Consider the following 16,267-nt stretch of genomic DNA (forward strand, 5'->3'; position numbering starts at 1 on the left):
TCGAACGGAGCAGCCTGCCATCCCGATGGCCTATCCACGAAAGTAGTACCTTGTTCGCCCGTGTCACAGGGCTAAAGTGGCAATACCCGGTCAGGAGGCGGCACCCATAAGGCAAAAATGCAGGAACACCCTGCAGATTTGCCGATTGTGCCGCGCAAATTCGCATGCCAGGATCCTGCGATCCTCCAGCGAACTCCAGACTTCACTTGGAAAATCAATAACAAAGCAGGGAGAACGCGATGACCGCGCACGCTCAAACCTCGGCAACGGAGCATGTCCTGGCCGAAGTTCGCAACCACATTGGCCACCTCACCCTCAACCGCCCCGCCGGCCTCAATGCCCTGACCCTCGACATGGTGCGCAGCCTACGGCAGCACTTCGACCACTGGGCGCAGGATCCGCAGGTGCATGCCGTGGTGCTGCGCGGCGAAGGCCCCAAGGGCTTCTGCGCCGGTGGCGACATCCGCTCGCTGCACGACAGCTTCAAGGCCGGCAATGCCTTGCACAGCACCTTCTTCGTCGAGGAATACGCCCTGGACCTGTGCATCCACCGCTACCGCAAGCCGGTGCTGGTGCTGATGGACGGCTTCACCCTGGGCGGCGGCATGGGCCTGGCCCAGGGCGCCGACCTGCGCGTGGTCACCGAACGCAGCCGCCTGGGCATGCCGGAGGTGGCCATCGGCTACTTCCCCGACGTAGGCGGCAGCTACTTCCTCTCGCGCCTGCCAGGGGAGCTGGGTACCTACCTCGGGGTCAGCGGTACCCAGGTCCAGGCTGCCGATGCGTTGTACTGCGGCCTGGCCGACTGGTACCTGCCCAGCGAGAAGATCACCGCCCTGGATGCCGCCCTCGACCGCCTGAGCTTCAGCGACCATCCGCTCAAGGACTTGCAGGGGCTGCTCGCCAAGCTCGGCACCCAGGTGCTGGACGATGCGCCCCTGGCCAAGCTGCGCCCGGTGATCGACCACTTCTTCGCCCTGCCCGACCTGCCCAGCATCATCGAGCAACTGCGCGCCGTGAGCATCGGCGACAGCCATCCCTGGGCCCTGGCCACTGCCGACCAGCTGGAAAGCCGCTCGCCCCTGGCCATGGCGGTTACCCTGGAGATGCTGCGCCGTGGCCGGCACCTGGGCCTGGAGGAGTGCTTCGCCATGGAACTGCACCTGGATCGCCAGTGGTTCGCGCATGGCGACATCATCGAGGGCGTGCGCGCCCTGATCATCGACAAGGACAAGCAGCCACGCTGGAACCCGCCGACCCTCGCCGGGCTGACGCGCCAGCGGGTCGAACAATTCTTCGAAGGCCTGTGAGCCGGGGAGTACACAGATGCAAGACGTGGAACTGAGCGAAGAACAGATCATGATCCGCGACATGGCCCGGGACTTCGCCCGTGGCGAGATCGCGCCCCATGCCCAGGCCTGGGAGAAGGCCGGCTGGATCGACGATGGCGTGGTGCGCAAGATGGGTGAGCTGGGCCTGCTCGGCATGATCGTGCCGGAGGACTTCGGCGGTAGCTACACCGACTATGTCGCCTACGCCCTGGCGGTGGAGGAAATCGCGGCAGGCGATGGTGCCACCGGTGCCCTGATGAGCATCCACAACTCGGTGGGTTGCGGCCCGCTGCTGGCCTACGGCACACCCGAGCAGCAGCAGGCCTGGCTGCCACGCCTGGCCAGTGGCGAGGTGATCGGCTGTTTCTGCCTGACCGAGCCCCAGGCCGGCTCCGAGGCCCACAACCTGCGGACCCGCGCCGAGCTGGTGGATGGCCACTGGGTGATCAACGGGGCCAAGCAGTTCGTCAGCAATGCCCGCCGCGCGGGGCTGGCGATCGTCTTCGCGGTCACTGACCCGGAGCTGGGCAAGAAGGGCCTGTCGGCCTTCCTGGTACCCACCGACAACCCGGGCTTCAAGGTCGACCGCAGCGAGCACAAGATGGGCATCCGCGCCTCCGACACCTGCGCGGTGACCCTGGACGACTGTCGCATCCCCGCCGCCAACCTGCTCGGCGAGCGCGGCAAGGGCCTGGCCATCGCCCTGTCCAACCTCGAGGGTGGGCGCATCGGCATCGCCGCCCAGGCGCTGGGGATCGCCCGTGCCGCGTTCGAGGCGGCCTTGGCCTACGCCCGCGATCGCGTGCAGTTCGGCAAGCCGATCGCCGAGCACCAGAGCATCGCCAACCTGTTGGCCGACATGCAGGTCCAGGTCAATGCCGCACGCTTGCTGATCCTGCATGCCGCGCGCCTGCGCAGTGCCGGCAAGCCATGCCTGTCCGAGGCGTCCCAGGCCAAGCTGTTCGCCTCTGAGATGGCCGAGCGGGTGTGTTCCATGGCGATCCAGGTGCATGGCGGGTATGGCTACCTGGAGGACTATCCGGTGGAGCGCTACTACCGGGACGCACGGATCACCCAGATCTACGAAGGCTCGAGCGAGATCCAGCGGATGCTGATCGCGCGGGAGCTGAAGCACTACCCGCTTTAACCGAGCTGCAAGCTACAAGCTGATCGGCGCAGAATGTCAGGGCTGTGCTCGGCTCGTACAGGCGCCGTCTGCTTTTTCTTGCAGCTTGCAGCTGCCAATCAACGCCATAGCATTTATCCATTGAACGCAACGCTAAAGGTGCAGTAAGCTCGGGACCATTCACTGGAGAGCATCATGACCCACAGCCTTCGCAACCACGCCAACCACACCGGTCGCACCCCGCGCCCAGTGCTGGCCGTTGCCGGTCGCCAGGTCGTTGCCAGCTTTTATTTTGGGTATTGGTTTAGCCACTAGGCGCCGCTGATACCCACACGGCGCCCACCTTCGAGGGGCCGCCGAACACGAGAATACTCAAACCCCCGGTCGGCCCCCCGACTGGGGGTTTTGCGTTTCCAGGGCCTGAAAAAACACCGATTCATACCGAGGACAGATCCATGAACTACGCCACCTACTCCTACGCCGACACCTACGCCTGGCGATTTAGCCAATCCCGTTCGGGCCAGCCTGCCGCCTCCGTTCGGTCGACCACTGGTGGCAACGCTGTGCACAGCACTCCGAATATTTGTCGAACACCTCGATAGGGCCGACCGCGCGGGCCCGAACCCGCCGTCCGCCCAGGGAAAAACGCCATGCAATCCTCTTCGCTCGCCCTGCCCCTGAACCAGCCCCAGGCTGCCAACACCGCCGTCAGCCAGCGTCTGCCCAGCCCCCACCTGCTCAAGCAGCAGATGCCACTCGCCAACGAACTCGCCCAGCAGGTCCACGTCCAGCGCCAGGCCATCCGCGCCATCCTCGAAGGCCGCGACCCACGTCTGCTGGTGATCGTCGGCCCGTGTTCGATCCACGACCCACGCTCGGCCCTGGAATACGCCGACCGCCTTGCCCAGCTCAGCCGTGAGGTCGACGACAAGCTGCTGCTGGTGATGCGCGCCTATGTCGAGAAACCCCGCACCACGGTCGGCTGGAAAGGCCTGGCATACGATCCGCACCTGGACGGCAGCGACGACATGCACGCCGGCATCGCCCTGTCCCGCGGGCTGATGCTGGGCATGCTCGAGCGCGGCCTGCCGGTCGCCACCGAACTGCTGCAGCCGATGGCCGCTGGCTACTTCGACGACCTGCTCGGCTGGGCCGCCATTGGCGCGCGCACCACCGAGTCGCAGATCCACCGCGAGATGGTCAGCGGCCTGGCGCTGCCGGTCGGCTTCAAGAACGGCACCGACGGCGGCGTGGGTATCGCCTGCGACGCCATGCGCAGCGCCGCCCACCCGCATCGCCATTTCGGCATGGATGCCCAGGGCTACCCGGCGATCATCGAGACCCTGGGCAACCCCGATACCCACCTGGTGCTGCGCGGCGGCCACCAGGGCCCGAACCACGATGCGGCGAGCATCGCCCAGGCGCGCCAGGGCCTGGTCAAGGCCGGGCTGGCGGCGCGGATCATGGTCGATTGCAGCCACGCCAACAGCGGCAAGGACCCGGCGCGCCAGCCAGCGGTGTTCGAGGATGTGCTGGGCCAGCGCCTGGCGGGCGATCGCTCGATCGTCGGGGTGATGCTCGAGAGCCATCTGTTCGACGGCTGCCAAGCCCTGGGCAAGGGCCCGTTGAAGTATGGCGTGTCGATCACCGACGGCTGCCTGGGCTGGCGTTCGACCGAGGCGCTGCTGCGCCAGGCTGCGGAACGCTTGTAGGTATCTTGTGGCAGCCTTGCGAGACATTTCGCGGACAAGTGCGCTAGGCTTGCCTTTTTCACCCAAGGAGTAGTTTCCCATGGCCCGAGCCACTGCCCGCCACATCCTGGTCAGCACCGAAGAGAAGTGCAACGAACTGAAAGCGCAGATCGAAGCGGGTGCCGACTTCGCCGAAGTCGCCAAAGCCAACTCCACCTGCCCGTCCAGCCGCCAGGGCGGCGACCTGGGCTCGTTCGGCCCGGGCCAGATGGTCCGCGAGTTCGACACCGTCGTGTTCAGCGCCCCGCTCAACACCGTGCAAGGCCCGGTCAAGACCCAGTTCGGCTACCACCTGTTGGAAGTGACCAGCCGCCAGGACTGATTCACCGTTGCCGGTGCTGTCTCCCGTGGGGGCGGGCTCGCTCCCATGCCGGCCAGCCAAGCGGCCATCTGGGGCTGCTTCGCGCCCCATCGCCGGCAAGCCGGCTCCCACAGCATGCGCTGCATGGCAGATGATTCGTGAACGCCACTGGCCCCTGTGGGAGCCGGCTTGCCGGCGATGGGCTGCAGGGCAGGCGCAATGCTGCTTGCGGCTCCTGACCTGCCTTGCACTGCTGTGCATGGCCATCACCGCCCAGGCCACGCCCAGCCACGCCCTCACCGTCTATGGCCAAGCCCCGCGCTACCCCGAATCCTTCCGCCACTTCGACTACGTCAACCCCGACGCCCCCAAGGGCGGCAGCCTGCGTCGTTCGGCGGTGGAGATCGGCCAGTTCGACCACATCCTGCCGTACATCGACCAAGGCATCGGCGTCAGCGAGGTCGATGGCTGGCTCTATGCGCCGTTGGCGGTGCGTGCCTATGACGAGCCCTACACCGTCTACGGCCTGATCGCCCGACGCATGGAGCGCGGCCCCGGCGATGCCTGGCTGCGCCTGGAGATCGACCCGCGCGCCACCTTCGCCGATGGCAAGCCGGTGCGCGCCGAGGACGTGCGCTTCACCTTCGAGCTGCTGATGAGCAAGGGCAGCCTCAAGTTCCGCACCCAGTTCGCCGACGTCGCCAAGGTGACCGTCGAAAACCCACGGCAGGTGCGCTTCGACTTCAGGCAGCCCCATGGCCGCACCCTGCCCCTGGACCTGGCCAGCCTGCCGGTGCTGCCCGAACACGACTGGCAGACGCGCGACTTCGCCAGCGGTGCCGGCTTCGACAAGCCGGTGGGCAGTGGCCCCTACCGCATCGGGCGGATCGACAACGGCCGCAGCATCACCTTCGAACGCGATCCCCACTGGTGGGCCAAGGACCTGCCGGTCAACCGCGGGCGCTACAACTTCGAGCGCATCCGCATCGAATACTTCGGCGACACCGAGGTGGCGCGCCAGGTCCTGCGCGGCGGTGGCTACGACTACAACCGCGAATTCTCCGCCACCGCCTATACCATCGGCTACAACGGCGCAGCCCTCGACGACGGCCGCCTGCAACGCGCCCACCTCGGCCCGGCCAAGCCGCAGAACGCCCAGGGCTTCGTGTTCAATCTCGGCAAGCCGCTGTTCCAGGACCGCCGCGTACGCCAGGCCTTGGCCATGCTCTGGGACTTCGAGTGGAGCAACCGGCAGATGATGCGCAACCTGTACATCCGCCAGCAGAGCGTGTTCTCCAATACCCCGCTGGCCGCCCGCGCGCTGCCCGACGCCGAGGAACTCAAGCTGCTCGAACCGCTGCGTGGCCAGGTGCCCGAAGAGCTCTTCGAGCAGGTGTTCACGGCGCCGGTCACCGACGGTTCGGGCATTATCCGCCCTCAGCAGCTGCAGGCCCTGGCGCTGCTGCAGTCCGCCGGTTGGCGGCCCGAGGGCGATCGCTTGGTCAACGCCCAAGGCGAGCCCCTGAGCTTCACCTTCCTCAACGGCCAGGCCGGGCTGGAACGCCTGGTGCTGCCCTGGAAGCGCAACCTGGCGCAGATCGGCATCACCCTGAACATTCGCAACGTCGACTCGGCCCAGTACATCAACCGCCTGATGGCCCGCGACTACGACATGATCGTCACCGGCTACCCGGTCACCCTGTCGCCGGGCGCCGAGCTGTACAATTACTTCGGCTCGGCGGCAGCCACCGACCCTGGCTCGAACAACCTGATGGTGCTGCGCGACCCGGCCGTGGACAGGCTCCTCGATGGCCTGGTCCGCGCCGACAGCCAGGCCGCCATGCTGCGTCACGCCCGCGCTCTGGATCGGGTGCTGCAGTGGAACTACTACTGGATCCCCAACTACTATCCGCCGGGCAGCTCGACGGTCTGGTGGAACCGCTTCGGCCTGCCCAAGGTGCAGGCCGCCTATGACGAGGGCCTGGATACCTGGTGGGAAGTCAGCCCGACGGCGCTGACCAACCAGCAGATGGCCGAACGCCGGAAGACTGCGCCATGACCGCCTACATCCTGCGCCGCCTGCTGCTGATCGTGCCGACCCTGCTGGCGATCCTGCTGGTCAACTTCGCCATCGTCCAGGCCGCACCGGGTGGCCCGGTGGAGCAGGCGGTGGCGCGCCTGCAAGGCATCGGCGGCGGCGCACCCGGCGCGCGCAGCGAAGCCGTGCACGGCGAGTCCCGGGCCAGCCGCGGCCTGGACCCGAAACTGATCGCGCAGATCGAACGCCAGTACGGCTTCGACAAGTCCGCCCCCGAGCGCCTGTGGCTGATGCTCGGCCAATACGCACGGCTGGACTTCGGCAAGAGCTTCTTCCGTGGTGCCAAGGTCACCGACCTGATCCTGGAGAAACTGCCGGTGACCCTGTCGCTGGGCTTCTGGGCCACGCTCATCACCTACCTGGTGTCCATCCCCCTGGGCATCCGCAAAGCGGTGCACCATGGCAGCCGCTTCGACGCCTGGAGCAGCGCGCTGATCGTGATCGGCTATGCCCTGCCCTCGTTTCTGTTCGCCCTGTTGCTGATCGTGCTGTTCGCCGGTGGCACCTCGCTGAACTGGTTCCCGGTGCGCGGTCTGGTCTCGGACAACTTCGACCAGCTGAGCCTGCTGGGCAAGCTCGCCGACTACTTCTGGCACCTGGTGCTGCCGGTCGGCGCCCTGGTGATCGGCGGCTTCGCCACCCTCACCCTGCTGACCAAGAACGCCTTCCTCGACGAGATATCCCGCCAGTACGTGGTCACCGCCCGGGCCAAGGGCCTGAGCGAGCGCCGGGTGCTGTATGGCCATGTGCTGCGCAATGCCATGCTGCTGGTGGTGGCCGGCCTGCCCCAGGCGCTGATCACGGTGTTCTTCGCCGGCTCCCTGCTGATCGAAGTGATCTTCTCCCTCGACGGCCTGGGGCGCATGAGTTACGAAGCAGCGGTATCGCGGGATTATCCGGTGGTGTTCGGCACCTTGTTCATCTTCACCCTGGCGGGGCTGTTGATCCGCCTGCTCGGCGATCTGGCCTACACCCTGCTCGATCCGCGCATCGACTTCGACACGAGGGCGCACTGATGCTGTCGCCCATCGCCCGCCGTCGCCTGCAGCGCTTTCGGCGCAACCGCCGGGGCTGGATCTCGCTGTGGCTGTTCGCCGGCCTGCTGCTGTTGAGCCTCGGCGCGGAGCTGGTGGCCAACGACAAGCCGCTGTTGCTGTCGTACCAGGGCGAGCTCTACACCCCGGCGCTCAAGCGCTACACCGAGCAGCAGTTCGGCGGGCAGTTGCCGTTCCAGCCAGACTACCGCAGTGTCTACGTGCGTCAGTTGATCGAGGGCCAGGGGGGCTGGATGCTGTTCGCGCCGATCCCGTTCAGCGCCGACACGCCCAACTACGACCTGCAGGTGCCCACGCCCAGCCCGCCGAGCGCGAGCAACTGGCTGGGCACCGACGACCAGGGCCGCGACGTGCTAGCGCGGGTGCTGTACGGCACACGGGTGTCGCTGCTGTTCGCCTTCGCCCTGACCGTGGTGAGCGTGTTGATCGGCGTCACCGCCGGCGCCCTGCAGGGCTACCATGGCGGCTGGGTCGACCTGCTCGGCCAGCGCTTGCTGGAGGTGTGGTCGGGGCTGCCGGTGCTGTACCTGCTGATCATCCTCAGCGGCTTCGTCGAGCCGGATTTCTGGTGGTTGCTGGGGATCATGGCGCTGTTCTCCTGGCTGGCGCTGGTGGATGTGGTGCGCGCCGAGTTCCTCCGGGGGCGCAACCTGGAGTACGTCAAGGCCGCCCGCGCCCTGGGGCTGGCGGATGGCCAGGTGATGCTGCGGCACATCCTGCCCAATGCCATGAACGCCACGCTGACCTATGTGCCATTCATGCTCACCGGCGCCATCACCACCCTCACCGCCCTGGACTTCCTGGGCTTCGGCATGCCGGCCGGCAGCGCTTCGCTGGGCGAGTTGGTGACCCAGGGCAAGCAGCACCTGGAAGCGCCGTGGCTGGGGTTCACCGCTTTCTTTGCCCTGGCGCTGATCTTGTCGTTGCTGGTGTTCATCGGCGATGCGATGCGCGAGGCGTTCGATCCACGGGGGTAGGTTGTCAGTGCCCCACAGACCACACTCATCATCCAGCCTCTGCCATCCACAGGCCCACCCCATGCACGAAAGCGACAGCCTCAAGGACTACCCCCAGGTACGGCAACTGGCGATCCGCTCGCTGTTCGAGATCATCGAACAGTCCAGCGAGGGCACGGTGATCGTCGACCGCCAGGCACGCATCGTCTGGATGAACGAGCGCTACGCCCGGCGTTTCGGACTGGCCGACGCCGCCAGTGCCATCGGCCAGCCCTGCGAGGCGGTGATCCCCGGCAGCCTGATGCGCGAGGTGGTCAGCAACGGCCGGCCGATCCTGCTCGACATGCTCGACACGGCCAACGAGCCGCTGGTGGTCATGCGCCTGCCGATCCACGACGACCAGGGCACGCTGATCGGCGCCATCGGCTTCGCCCTGTTCGACGAGCTGCGCAGCCTCTCGCCCCTGCTCAAGCGCTATTCGAGCATGCAGCAGGAACTGGCCTCGACGCGCTCGCAGTTGCGCGCCCGACAGGCCAAGTACAGCTTCGCCCAGTTCGTCGGCAGCAGTGCCGCCAGCCTCGAGGCCAAGCGCCGGGCCCGGCGTGGCGCGGGTAGCGACTCGCCAGTGTTGCTGCTGGGCGAGACCGGTACCGGCAAGGAACTGCTGGCCCATGCCATCCACGCCGCCTCGCCACGGGCGCACAAGGCGTTCGTCAGCGTCAACAGCGCGGCGATCCCGGAGACCTTGCTGGAGGCCGAGTTCTTCGGCACCGCACCCGGCGCCTTCACCGGCGCCGACCGCAAGGGCCGCAGCGGCAAGCTGCAACTGGCCGAAGGCGGCACGCTGTTTCTCGACGAGATCGGTGACATGCCCCTGGCCCTGCAGAGCAAGCTGTTGCGCGTGCTGCAGGAGAAGGAGTACGAGCCGGTAGGCTCCAACCAGATGCTGCGCAGCGATGTACGGATCATCGCCGCCACCTCTATCGACCTGCAGGCCGCCATGGCCCGTGGCAGCTTCCGCGCCGACCTGTACTACCGCCTCAACGTGCTGCCGATCCAGGTACCGCCGCTGCGCGAGCGCCTCGAGGACCTGCCGGCCCTGTGCGAGGCGATCCTCGCCGAACTGGGCAGCCAGTACGAACTGGAGCCCGAGGCCCTGGCGTTACTGGGCCGGCATGCGTGGCCTGGGAACATCCGCGAGCTGCGCAACGTGCTGGAGCGGGCGACCTTGCTGGCCGACCAGCCACGGCTGACAGCCGCCGACCTGCGCTCGGCGCTCGGGCCGTTGAGCCCGCTGGAGCCGGTTGAGCCTGTTCGGCTGGGCTACCGGGAAGCCTGTGAAGCGTTCGAGCGCACGTTGATTGCCGAGGCATTGGCAGGGTGTGCCGGGAATGTGCCGCAGGCTGCGAAGTTGCTGGGGTTGGGGCGTTCTACGCTGTACAAGAAGATGGTGGCGCTGGGGGTTTCATCTCAATAGAGAGACGTTCGTCTCCAAATAGAGACCGAGCCGGATCTTGGGGGCGCTTAACGCCCCATCGCCGGCAAGCCGGCTTCCACAGGGGTCGAGCCGGCCACAAAGGATGCGGTTTGCAGGGCCCTGTGGAGGCGGGCTTGCCCGCGAAGCAGGCGACTCCGGTCTCCAATCAGAGACACACCTTTCGGCGAATCAGTAAAAATCCTTTTAAATCATATAGTTAATTAATTGGCACGATTCCCGCTATCTCCCGGCCACCGATAAAAACAAGACCCACTCCAGGAGATCTTCCCCGATGACCGTGCTCATCGCCCTCGCCGCCTTGGCCCTGCTGATGCTGGCCGCCTACCGTGGCTACAGCGTGATCCTCTTCGCCCCCATCGCCGCCCTCGGCGCGGTCCTGCTCACCGACCCGTCCGCCGTGGCGCCCGCCTTCACCGGGGTGTTCATGGAAAAGATGGTCGGTTTCATCAAGCTGTACTTCCCGGTGTTCCTGCTCGGCGCGGTATTCGGCAAGCTCATCGAACTGTCGGGCTTCTCGCGCTCGATCGTCGCCGCCGCCATCCGTCTGCTCGGCACTCGCCAGGCCATGCTGGTGATCGTGCTGGTCTGCGCGCTGCTCACCTATGGCGGCGTCTCGCTGTTCGTGGTGGTGTTCGCGGTGTACCCGTTCGCCGCCGAGATGTTCCGCCAGAGCGACATCCCCAAGCGCCTGATCCCGGCGACCATCGCCCTGGGTGCGTTCTCCTTCACCATGGACGCCCTGCCCGGCACCCCGCAGATCCAGAACATCATCCCCAGCACCTTCTTCAACACCACCGCCTGGGCCGCGCCCTGGCTGGGGCTGATCGGCACGTTGTTCGTGTTCTGCACCGGCATGCTCTACCTGCAACGCCAGCGCAACAAGGCCCAGCGGGCCGGCGAAGGCTACGGCAAGAACCTGCGCAACGAACCCGAGACCGCCGAAGACCTAGCCCTGCCCAACCCCTGGCTGGCCCTCTCGCCGCTGATCCTGGTGGGCGTGATGAACCTGCTGTTCACCCACTGGATCCCCCAGTGGTACGGCGCCAGCCACACCCTGCAGTTACCGGGCATGAGCGCGCCGGTGCAGAGCGACGTGGCCAAGCTGACCGCCATCTGGGCAGTACAGGCGGCGCTGCTGGTGGGCATCCTGATGGTGCTGGTGTGCGCCTTCGGCAGCATCCGCCAGCGCCTGGCCGACGGCACCCGCAGCGCGGTCGGCGGCGCCTTGCTGGCGGCGATGAACACCGCCTCGGAATACGGCTTCGGTGCGGTGATCGCCTCGCTGCCGGGCTTTTTGGTGCTGGCCGATGCCTTGCGCGGCATCCCCAACCCGCTGGTCAACGAGGCGATCACCGTGACCCTGCTGGCGGGCATCACCGGCTCCGCCTCCGGTGGCATGAGCATCGCCCTGGCAGCCATGAGCGACAGTTTCATCGCCGCCGCCAATGCCGCGGGCATTCCCCTCGAAGTGCTGCACCGGGTGGCGGCCATGGCCAGCGGCGGCATGGACACCCTGCCACACAACGGCGCGGTGATCACCCTGCTGGCCGTGACCGGGCTGACCCACCGCGAGGCCTACAAGGACATTTTCGGCATTACCCTGATCAAGACCCTGGCGGTATTCGTGGTCATCGCCACCTTCTACGCCACCGGCATCGTCTAAGGAGCTTCCTGCATGACACTCAAAGGCAAGACCGCACTCGTCACCGGTTCCACCAGTGGCATCGGCCTGGGCATCGCCCAGGTGCTGGCCGCGGCGGGCGCGAACATCCTGCTCAACGGCTTCGGTGACCCGGCCCCAGCGCTCGCCGACATCGCCCGCCACGGCGTCAAGGTCGCCCACCACCCGGCGGACCTGTCCGAGCTGGCCCAGATCGAGGCGCTGTTCGCCCTCGCCGAGCGCGAGTTCGGCGGTATCGACATCCTGGTCAACAACGCGGGCATCCAGCACGTGGCGCCGGTGGAGCAGTTCCCCGTCGAGACCTGGGACAAGATCATCGCCCTCAACCTCTCGGCGGTGTTCCATGGCACCCGCCTGGCGCTGCCCGGCATGCGGGCGCGCAACTGGGGGCGGATCGTCAACATCGCTTCGGTGCATGGCCTGGTCGGCTCCACCGGCAAGGCCGCCTACGTGGCGGCCAAGCATGGGGTGGTGGGCCTGACCAAGGTGGTCGGCCTGGAAACCGCCACCAGCAACGTCACCTGCAACGCCATTTGCCCAGGCTGGGTACTCACGCCGCTGGTGCAGAAACAGATCGACGACCGCGCCGCGGCCAGCGGCGATGCGCAGCAGGCACAGCGTGAGCTGTTGGCCGAAAAACAGCCCTCGCTGGACTTCGTGACACCCCAGCACCTCGGCGAACTGGTATTGTTCCTCTGCAGCGAGGCCGGAAGCCAGGTCCGCGGCGCCGCCTGGAACGTCGATGGCGGCTGGCTGGCCCAATAAGGGCCGGCCGGGGCCTGGCACGGTCTTGCATCCGTTTATCTGCAAGGAGGCCCCATGCGCCCAATCCCATTCACCGCAATCCTTTCCCTGACCCTGGCCAGCGCCGTACCGGCGATGGCCGCCGAACTCAAGGACGTCGCGCCCTATCCCGATGCAGAAAAAGGCTTCACCCGCCAGGTCATCCACTTGCCGGCACAAACCGACGAGTCAGCGCACCAGTTGGAGATCCTGGCCGGCAAGACCCTGATGGTCGACTGCAACCGCCAGCGCCTGGCCGGCAGCCTCCAGGAGCACACCCTGGAAGGCTGGGGCTACAGCTACTACCGCCTGGAAAAGGTCGGCGGTCCGGCCACCACCCTGATGGCCTGCCCCGACGGCAAGCAGACCGAGGCCTTCGTGCCGGTGGTCGGCGAGGGTTTCATGCTGCGCTACAACAGCAAGCTGCCCGTGGTGGTGTACGTGCCGGAGGGCGTCGAGGTGCGCTATCGGGTGTGGTCGGCGTCGGAGGATGTGCAAAAGGCTAAAGTTGAATAAGCGCGAGCATCCGGCCATTGAGGGGCGCTGCGCGCCCCATCGCCGGCAAGCCGGCTCCCCACAGGCCATTGGTGCCCACTCACTCTCTGCCCTGTGGAAGGTCACCCAGCCTTTCCGGAAATCGAAAGGGCAACGGGGGCCCTGTGGGAGCTGGCTTGCCAGCGATAGGCTGCGCAGCAGCCCCAGTGCCGCTTGACCGACTAGCATTAGGGCAAGCCCTGCGATTGCATTGGAGGTTTCGGCATGAACGATGTGCTCTGGCGCCCCTCCACGGCGCGGATCGAGGCCAGCCGGATGGATGCCTTCCGCCGCCGGGTCAACCTGCGGTTCAACCTCCAGCTCAACGACTATGCCGCGCTGCACCGCTGGAGCGTCGAGCAGCGCCCGGCCTTCTGGCAGGCCCTCGCCGAGTATTTTCACGTCAACTGGCACACACCTGCGACCCAGGTCCTGGACGAAGGCCCAGGCATGCCCGAGGCTCAGTGGTTCGTCGGGGCCACCCTGAACTACGCCGAACACCTGCTGCACCGGCGCGATGACCGCCCGGCGCTGGTCGCCGTGCGCGAGGACGGCACCCGTCAGGTACTTACCCACGCCCAGCTGGCCGCCCAGGTCGCCGGGCTGCAGAAGGCGCTCCAGGCAGCGGGCATCCAGGTCGGCGACCGGGTCGCGGCGGTGATGCCCAACACCTGGGAAACCCTGGTGGCCATGCTCGCCTGCAGCAGCCTCGGGGCGATCTGGTCCAGCTCGTCGCCGGAGTTCGGCCTGCACGGGATCATCGACCGCTTCGGCCAGATCGCGCCGAAACTGCTGATCGCCTGTGCCGGTTACCAGTACGCCGGCAAGACCATCGACCAGGTGGAGAAGATCAACCAGGTCACCGCCCAGTTGCCCGGCCTGGAACACCTGCTGGTCGTGCCCCATACCCGTACGCAGACACGCCCCGAGGAGTTCCACGCGCCGCGTGTCAGCCTGTGGCAGGACTTTTTCCAACCCGGCGGCGAACCGCGCTTCGTGGCGCTGCCCTTCGACCATCCGCTGTACATCCTCTATTCGAGCGGTACCACCGGCGTGCCCAAGTGCATCGTCCACCGTGCGGGCGGGGTGCTGCTGCAGCACTTGAAGGAACACGGCCTGCACAACGACCTCAAGGCCAACGACGTGCTGTTCTACTACACCACCTGCGGTTGGATGATGTGGAACTGGCTGGCCAGCGGCCTGGCGGTCGGCGCCACCCTGGTGCTGTACGACGGCTCGCCCTTCCATCCCGGCCCCGAGCGCCTGCTCGATTTGATCGACGCCGAAGGCATCCAGGCCTTCGGCACCAGCGCCAAATACCTGGCCGCCCTTGAGCAGGAAGGCCTGGAACCGGCCCGCAGCCACTGCCTCGACAGCCTGCGCCTGCTCATGTCCACCGGCTCGCCGCTGTCGCCCCACAGCTACGACTATGTCTACGGCAGGATCAAGGCCGACCTGTGCCTGGCCTCGATGTCCGGCGGTACCGACATCGTTTCCTGTTTCGTGCTCGGCAACCCGCTGCTGCCGGTGCGCCGTGGCGAGATCCAGTGCAAGGGGCTGGGCATGGCGGTCGAGGTGTGGAACGAGCACGGCCAGCCGGTGACCGGCGAGAAAGGCGAGCTGGTCTGTACCCGCAACTTCCCTTGCATGCCGCTGGGCTTCTGGGGCGACCAGGACGGCAGCCGCTACCGCGATGCCTATTTCAGCCAGTACCCCGGCATCTGGGCCCAGGGCGACTATGCCGAGGAGCGTCCGAGCGGCGGCTGGGTGATCCATGGCCGCTCCGACGCCGTGCTCAACCCCGGCGGCGTGCGCATCGGCACGGCGGAGATCTACCGGCAGGTGGAAAAGGTCGAGCAGGTGCTCGAAAGCGTGGCCATCGGCCAGGACTGGAAGGGCGACGTGCGCGTGGTCCTGTTCGTCCGCCTGCGCGAGGGCCTGCAGCTCGACGATGCGTTGCGCCAGCGCATCCGCCAGGTCATCCGCCAGTACACCACACCGCGCCACGTGCCGGCGGTGATCGTCCAGGTCAGCGACATCCCGCGCACCATCAGCGGCAAGCTGGTGGAGCTGGCGATCCGCAACGTGGTCCATGGCTTGCCGGTGAACAATACCGATGCCCTGGCCAACCCCGAGGCCCTGGAACAGTTCCGCGACCGCGCGGAGCTGCGCGATCAGGCATAATGGCGCCCTTTTTCGCCCGAAGCACAGGTACCCCATGAAAGCTCAAGCCCGCCACATCCTGGTCAAGACCGCTGCCGAAGCCGAACAGCTCAAGCAACGCCTCGCCAAGGGCGAGGCCTTCGACGTGCTGGCGAAGAAGTTCTCCACCTGCCCGTCGGCCAAGCGTGGCGGCGACCTGGGCGAGGTGCGCCCCGGCCAGTTGGTGGGCGCCATCGACCAGGTGATCTTCAAGAAGGCCCTGCGCGTGGTGCACGGCCCGATCAAGACCAAGTTCGGCTACCACCTGGTGCAGACCTTCTACCGCGACTGACCCTCAGCGCCGCGCCGCCAACAGCCCCAGCCCGGCACAACCGAGCAGCGACGCGCTGACCCGGTTGAACAACCGGCGTGGCCTCGGGCGGCTGAACCAGCGCTGCAGATAAGCGCCCAGCCCGGAATAGAGGGCGATGGCGGCCCACTCCAGCAGCAGGAACAGCACGCCCAGCCAGAGGAACTGCTCGCTCACCGGCGTGGCGCTGCCGACGGACACGAACTGCGGCAGGAAGGCGGTGAAGATCAGGATGGCTTTCGGGTTGCCCGCCGCCACCCAGAACTCCTGGCGCGCCAGGCGCCAGGTGCCCCGTGGATGGTCGCCGACCACCACGGCTTCGCCCACCGGTGCGCGCCACAATTGCCAGGCGATGTAGAACAGGTAGGCGGCGCCCACCACCTTGATCGCCAGGAACAGGTATTCGCTGGTGTGCAGCACCACCGCCAGGCCCATGGCGGCCAGGGCGATCATGCCGCTGAAGGCGAGGATCCGCCCGCCGCCGGCGACACAGGCAGTGCGCAGGCCATAGCGGCTGGCGTTGTGCAGGGACAGCAGGTTGTTGGGCCCCGGCGCCATGTTCAGGGCGAAGCAGGCGGGGATGAATAGCAGCAGGCTCGACAGGTCCATCATCGTTCTCCATGGTAACGACAGCAGCCTCG

Annotated in this window: 14 protein-coding genes; 13 read left to right on the forward strand and 1 reads right to left on the reverse strand. The window is 66.8% G+C overall.

Features of this window, described 5'->3' with window-relative positions; genetic code table 11:
• Positions 1-239 precede the first annotated feature (239 nt).
• The 13 genes from NJF35_RS05705 to NJF35_RS05765 all read left to right on the forward strand — a co-directional run bounded on the left by NJF35_RS05705 (position 240) and on the right by NJF35_RS05765 (position 15,608).
• Positions 240-1,310: an enoyl-CoA hydratase/isomerase family protein gene (locus NJF35_RS05705; protein WP_253090797.1), complete on the forward strand. Its 1,071-nt coding sequence runs from the start codon at positions 240-242 to the stop codon at positions 1,308-1,310.
• A 16-nt stretch (positions 1,311-1,326) separates the two neighbouring features.
• Positions 1,327-2,478, forward strand: a complete 1,152-nt coding sequence (locus tag NJF35_RS05710) for an acyl-CoA dehydrogenase family protein (protein ID WP_253080126.1) — start codon at positions 1,327-1,329, stop codon at positions 2,476-2,478.
• Between the two features lie 629 nt (positions 2,479-3,107).
• The gene (locus tag NJF35_RS05715; protein WP_253080127.1) at positions 3,108-4,169 is read left to right on the forward strand and encodes a 3-deoxy-7-phosphoheptulonate synthase; all 1,062 of its coding nucleotides are present in this window, start codon (positions 3,108-3,110) and stop codon (positions 4,167-4,169) included.
• A gap of 79 nt (positions 4,170-4,248) precedes the next feature.
• Complete coding sequence (locus tag NJF35_RS05720) at positions 4,249-4,530, forward strand: peptidylprolyl isomerase (protein ID WP_225787834.1); 282 nt, start codon at positions 4,249-4,251, stop codon at positions 4,528-4,530.
• Between the two features lie 238 nt (positions 4,531-4,768).
• Entirely contained in the window at positions 4,769-6,568 is a 1,800-nt protein-coding gene (locus NJF35_RS05725; RefSeq protein WP_253090854.1) for an extracellular solute-binding protein, read from the forward strand.
• Positions 6,565-7,623 (forward strand): microcin C ABC transporter permease YejB, encoded by a 1,059-nt coding sequence (locus NJF35_RS05730; RefSeq protein ID WP_225787836.1) that lies wholly within the window; start codon positions 6,565-6,567, stop codon positions 7,621-7,623. The genes NJF35_RS05725 and NJF35_RS05730 overlap by 4 nt, the downstream gene beginning before the upstream one ends.
• Complete coding sequence (locus NJF35_RS05735; protein ID WP_225787837.1) at positions 7,623-8,639, forward strand: ABC transporter permease; 1,017 nt, start codon at positions 7,623-7,625, stop codon at positions 8,637-8,639. The genes NJF35_RS05730 and NJF35_RS05735 overlap by 1 nt, the downstream gene beginning before the upstream one ends.
• A 61-nt stretch (positions 8,640-8,700) precedes the next feature.
• Positions 8,701-10,095 (forward strand): sigma-54 interaction domain-containing protein, encoded by a 1,395-nt coding sequence (locus NJF35_RS05740; RefSeq protein WP_253090798.1) that lies wholly within the window; start codon positions 8,701-8,703, stop codon positions 10,093-10,095.
• Positions 10,096-10,387: 292 nt separating this feature from the next.
• Positions 10,388-11,779: a GntP family permease gene (locus NJF35_RS05745; protein WP_225787839.1), complete on the forward strand. Its 1,392-nt coding sequence runs from the start codon at positions 10,388-10,390 to the stop codon at positions 11,777-11,779.
• Between the two features lie 12 nt (positions 11,780-11,791).
• Positions 11,792-12,562 (forward strand): 3-hydroxybutyrate dehydrogenase, encoded by a 771-nt coding sequence (hbdH, locus tag NJF35_RS05750; protein WP_225787840.1) that lies wholly within the window; start codon positions 11,792-11,794, stop codon positions 12,560-12,562.
• Positions 12,563-12,616: 54 nt separating this feature from the next.
• Positions 12,617-13,096, forward strand: coding sequence for a serine protease inhibitor ecotin (eco, locus tag NJF35_RS05755; RefSeq protein WP_253090799.1), 480 nt, complete (start codon positions 12,617-12,619; stop codon positions 13,094-13,096).
• A 243-nt stretch (positions 13,097-13,339) separates the two neighbouring features.
• On the forward strand, positions 13,340-15,298 hold the full coding sequence (locus tag NJF35_RS05760; protein ID WP_253090800.1) for an acetoacetate--CoA ligase: 1,959 nt from the start codon (positions 13,340-13,342) through the stop codon (positions 15,296-15,298).
• A gap of 34 nt (positions 15,299-15,332) precedes the next feature.
• Positions 15,333-15,608: a peptidylprolyl isomerase gene (locus tag NJF35_RS05765; protein WP_225787843.1), complete on the forward strand. Its 276-nt coding sequence runs from the start codon at positions 15,333-15,335 to the stop codon at positions 15,606-15,608.
• A 3-nt stretch (positions 15,609-15,611) separates the two neighbouring features.
• Here the strand turns inward: NJF35_RS05765 and NJF35_RS05770 are convergent, their stop codons facing one another.
• Positions 15,612-16,235 (reverse strand): LysE family translocator, encoded by a 624-nt coding sequence (locus NJF35_RS05770; protein WP_253090801.1) that lies wholly within the window; start codon positions 16,233-16,235, stop codon positions 15,612-15,614.
• Positions 16,236-16,267: the final 32 nt, after the last annotated feature.

Source organism: Pseudomonas guariconensis (assembly GCF_024127895.1).
GTDB lineage: Bacteria > Pseudomonadota > Gammaproteobacteria > Pseudomonadales > Pseudomonadaceae > Aquipseudomonas > Aquipseudomonas guariconensis_B.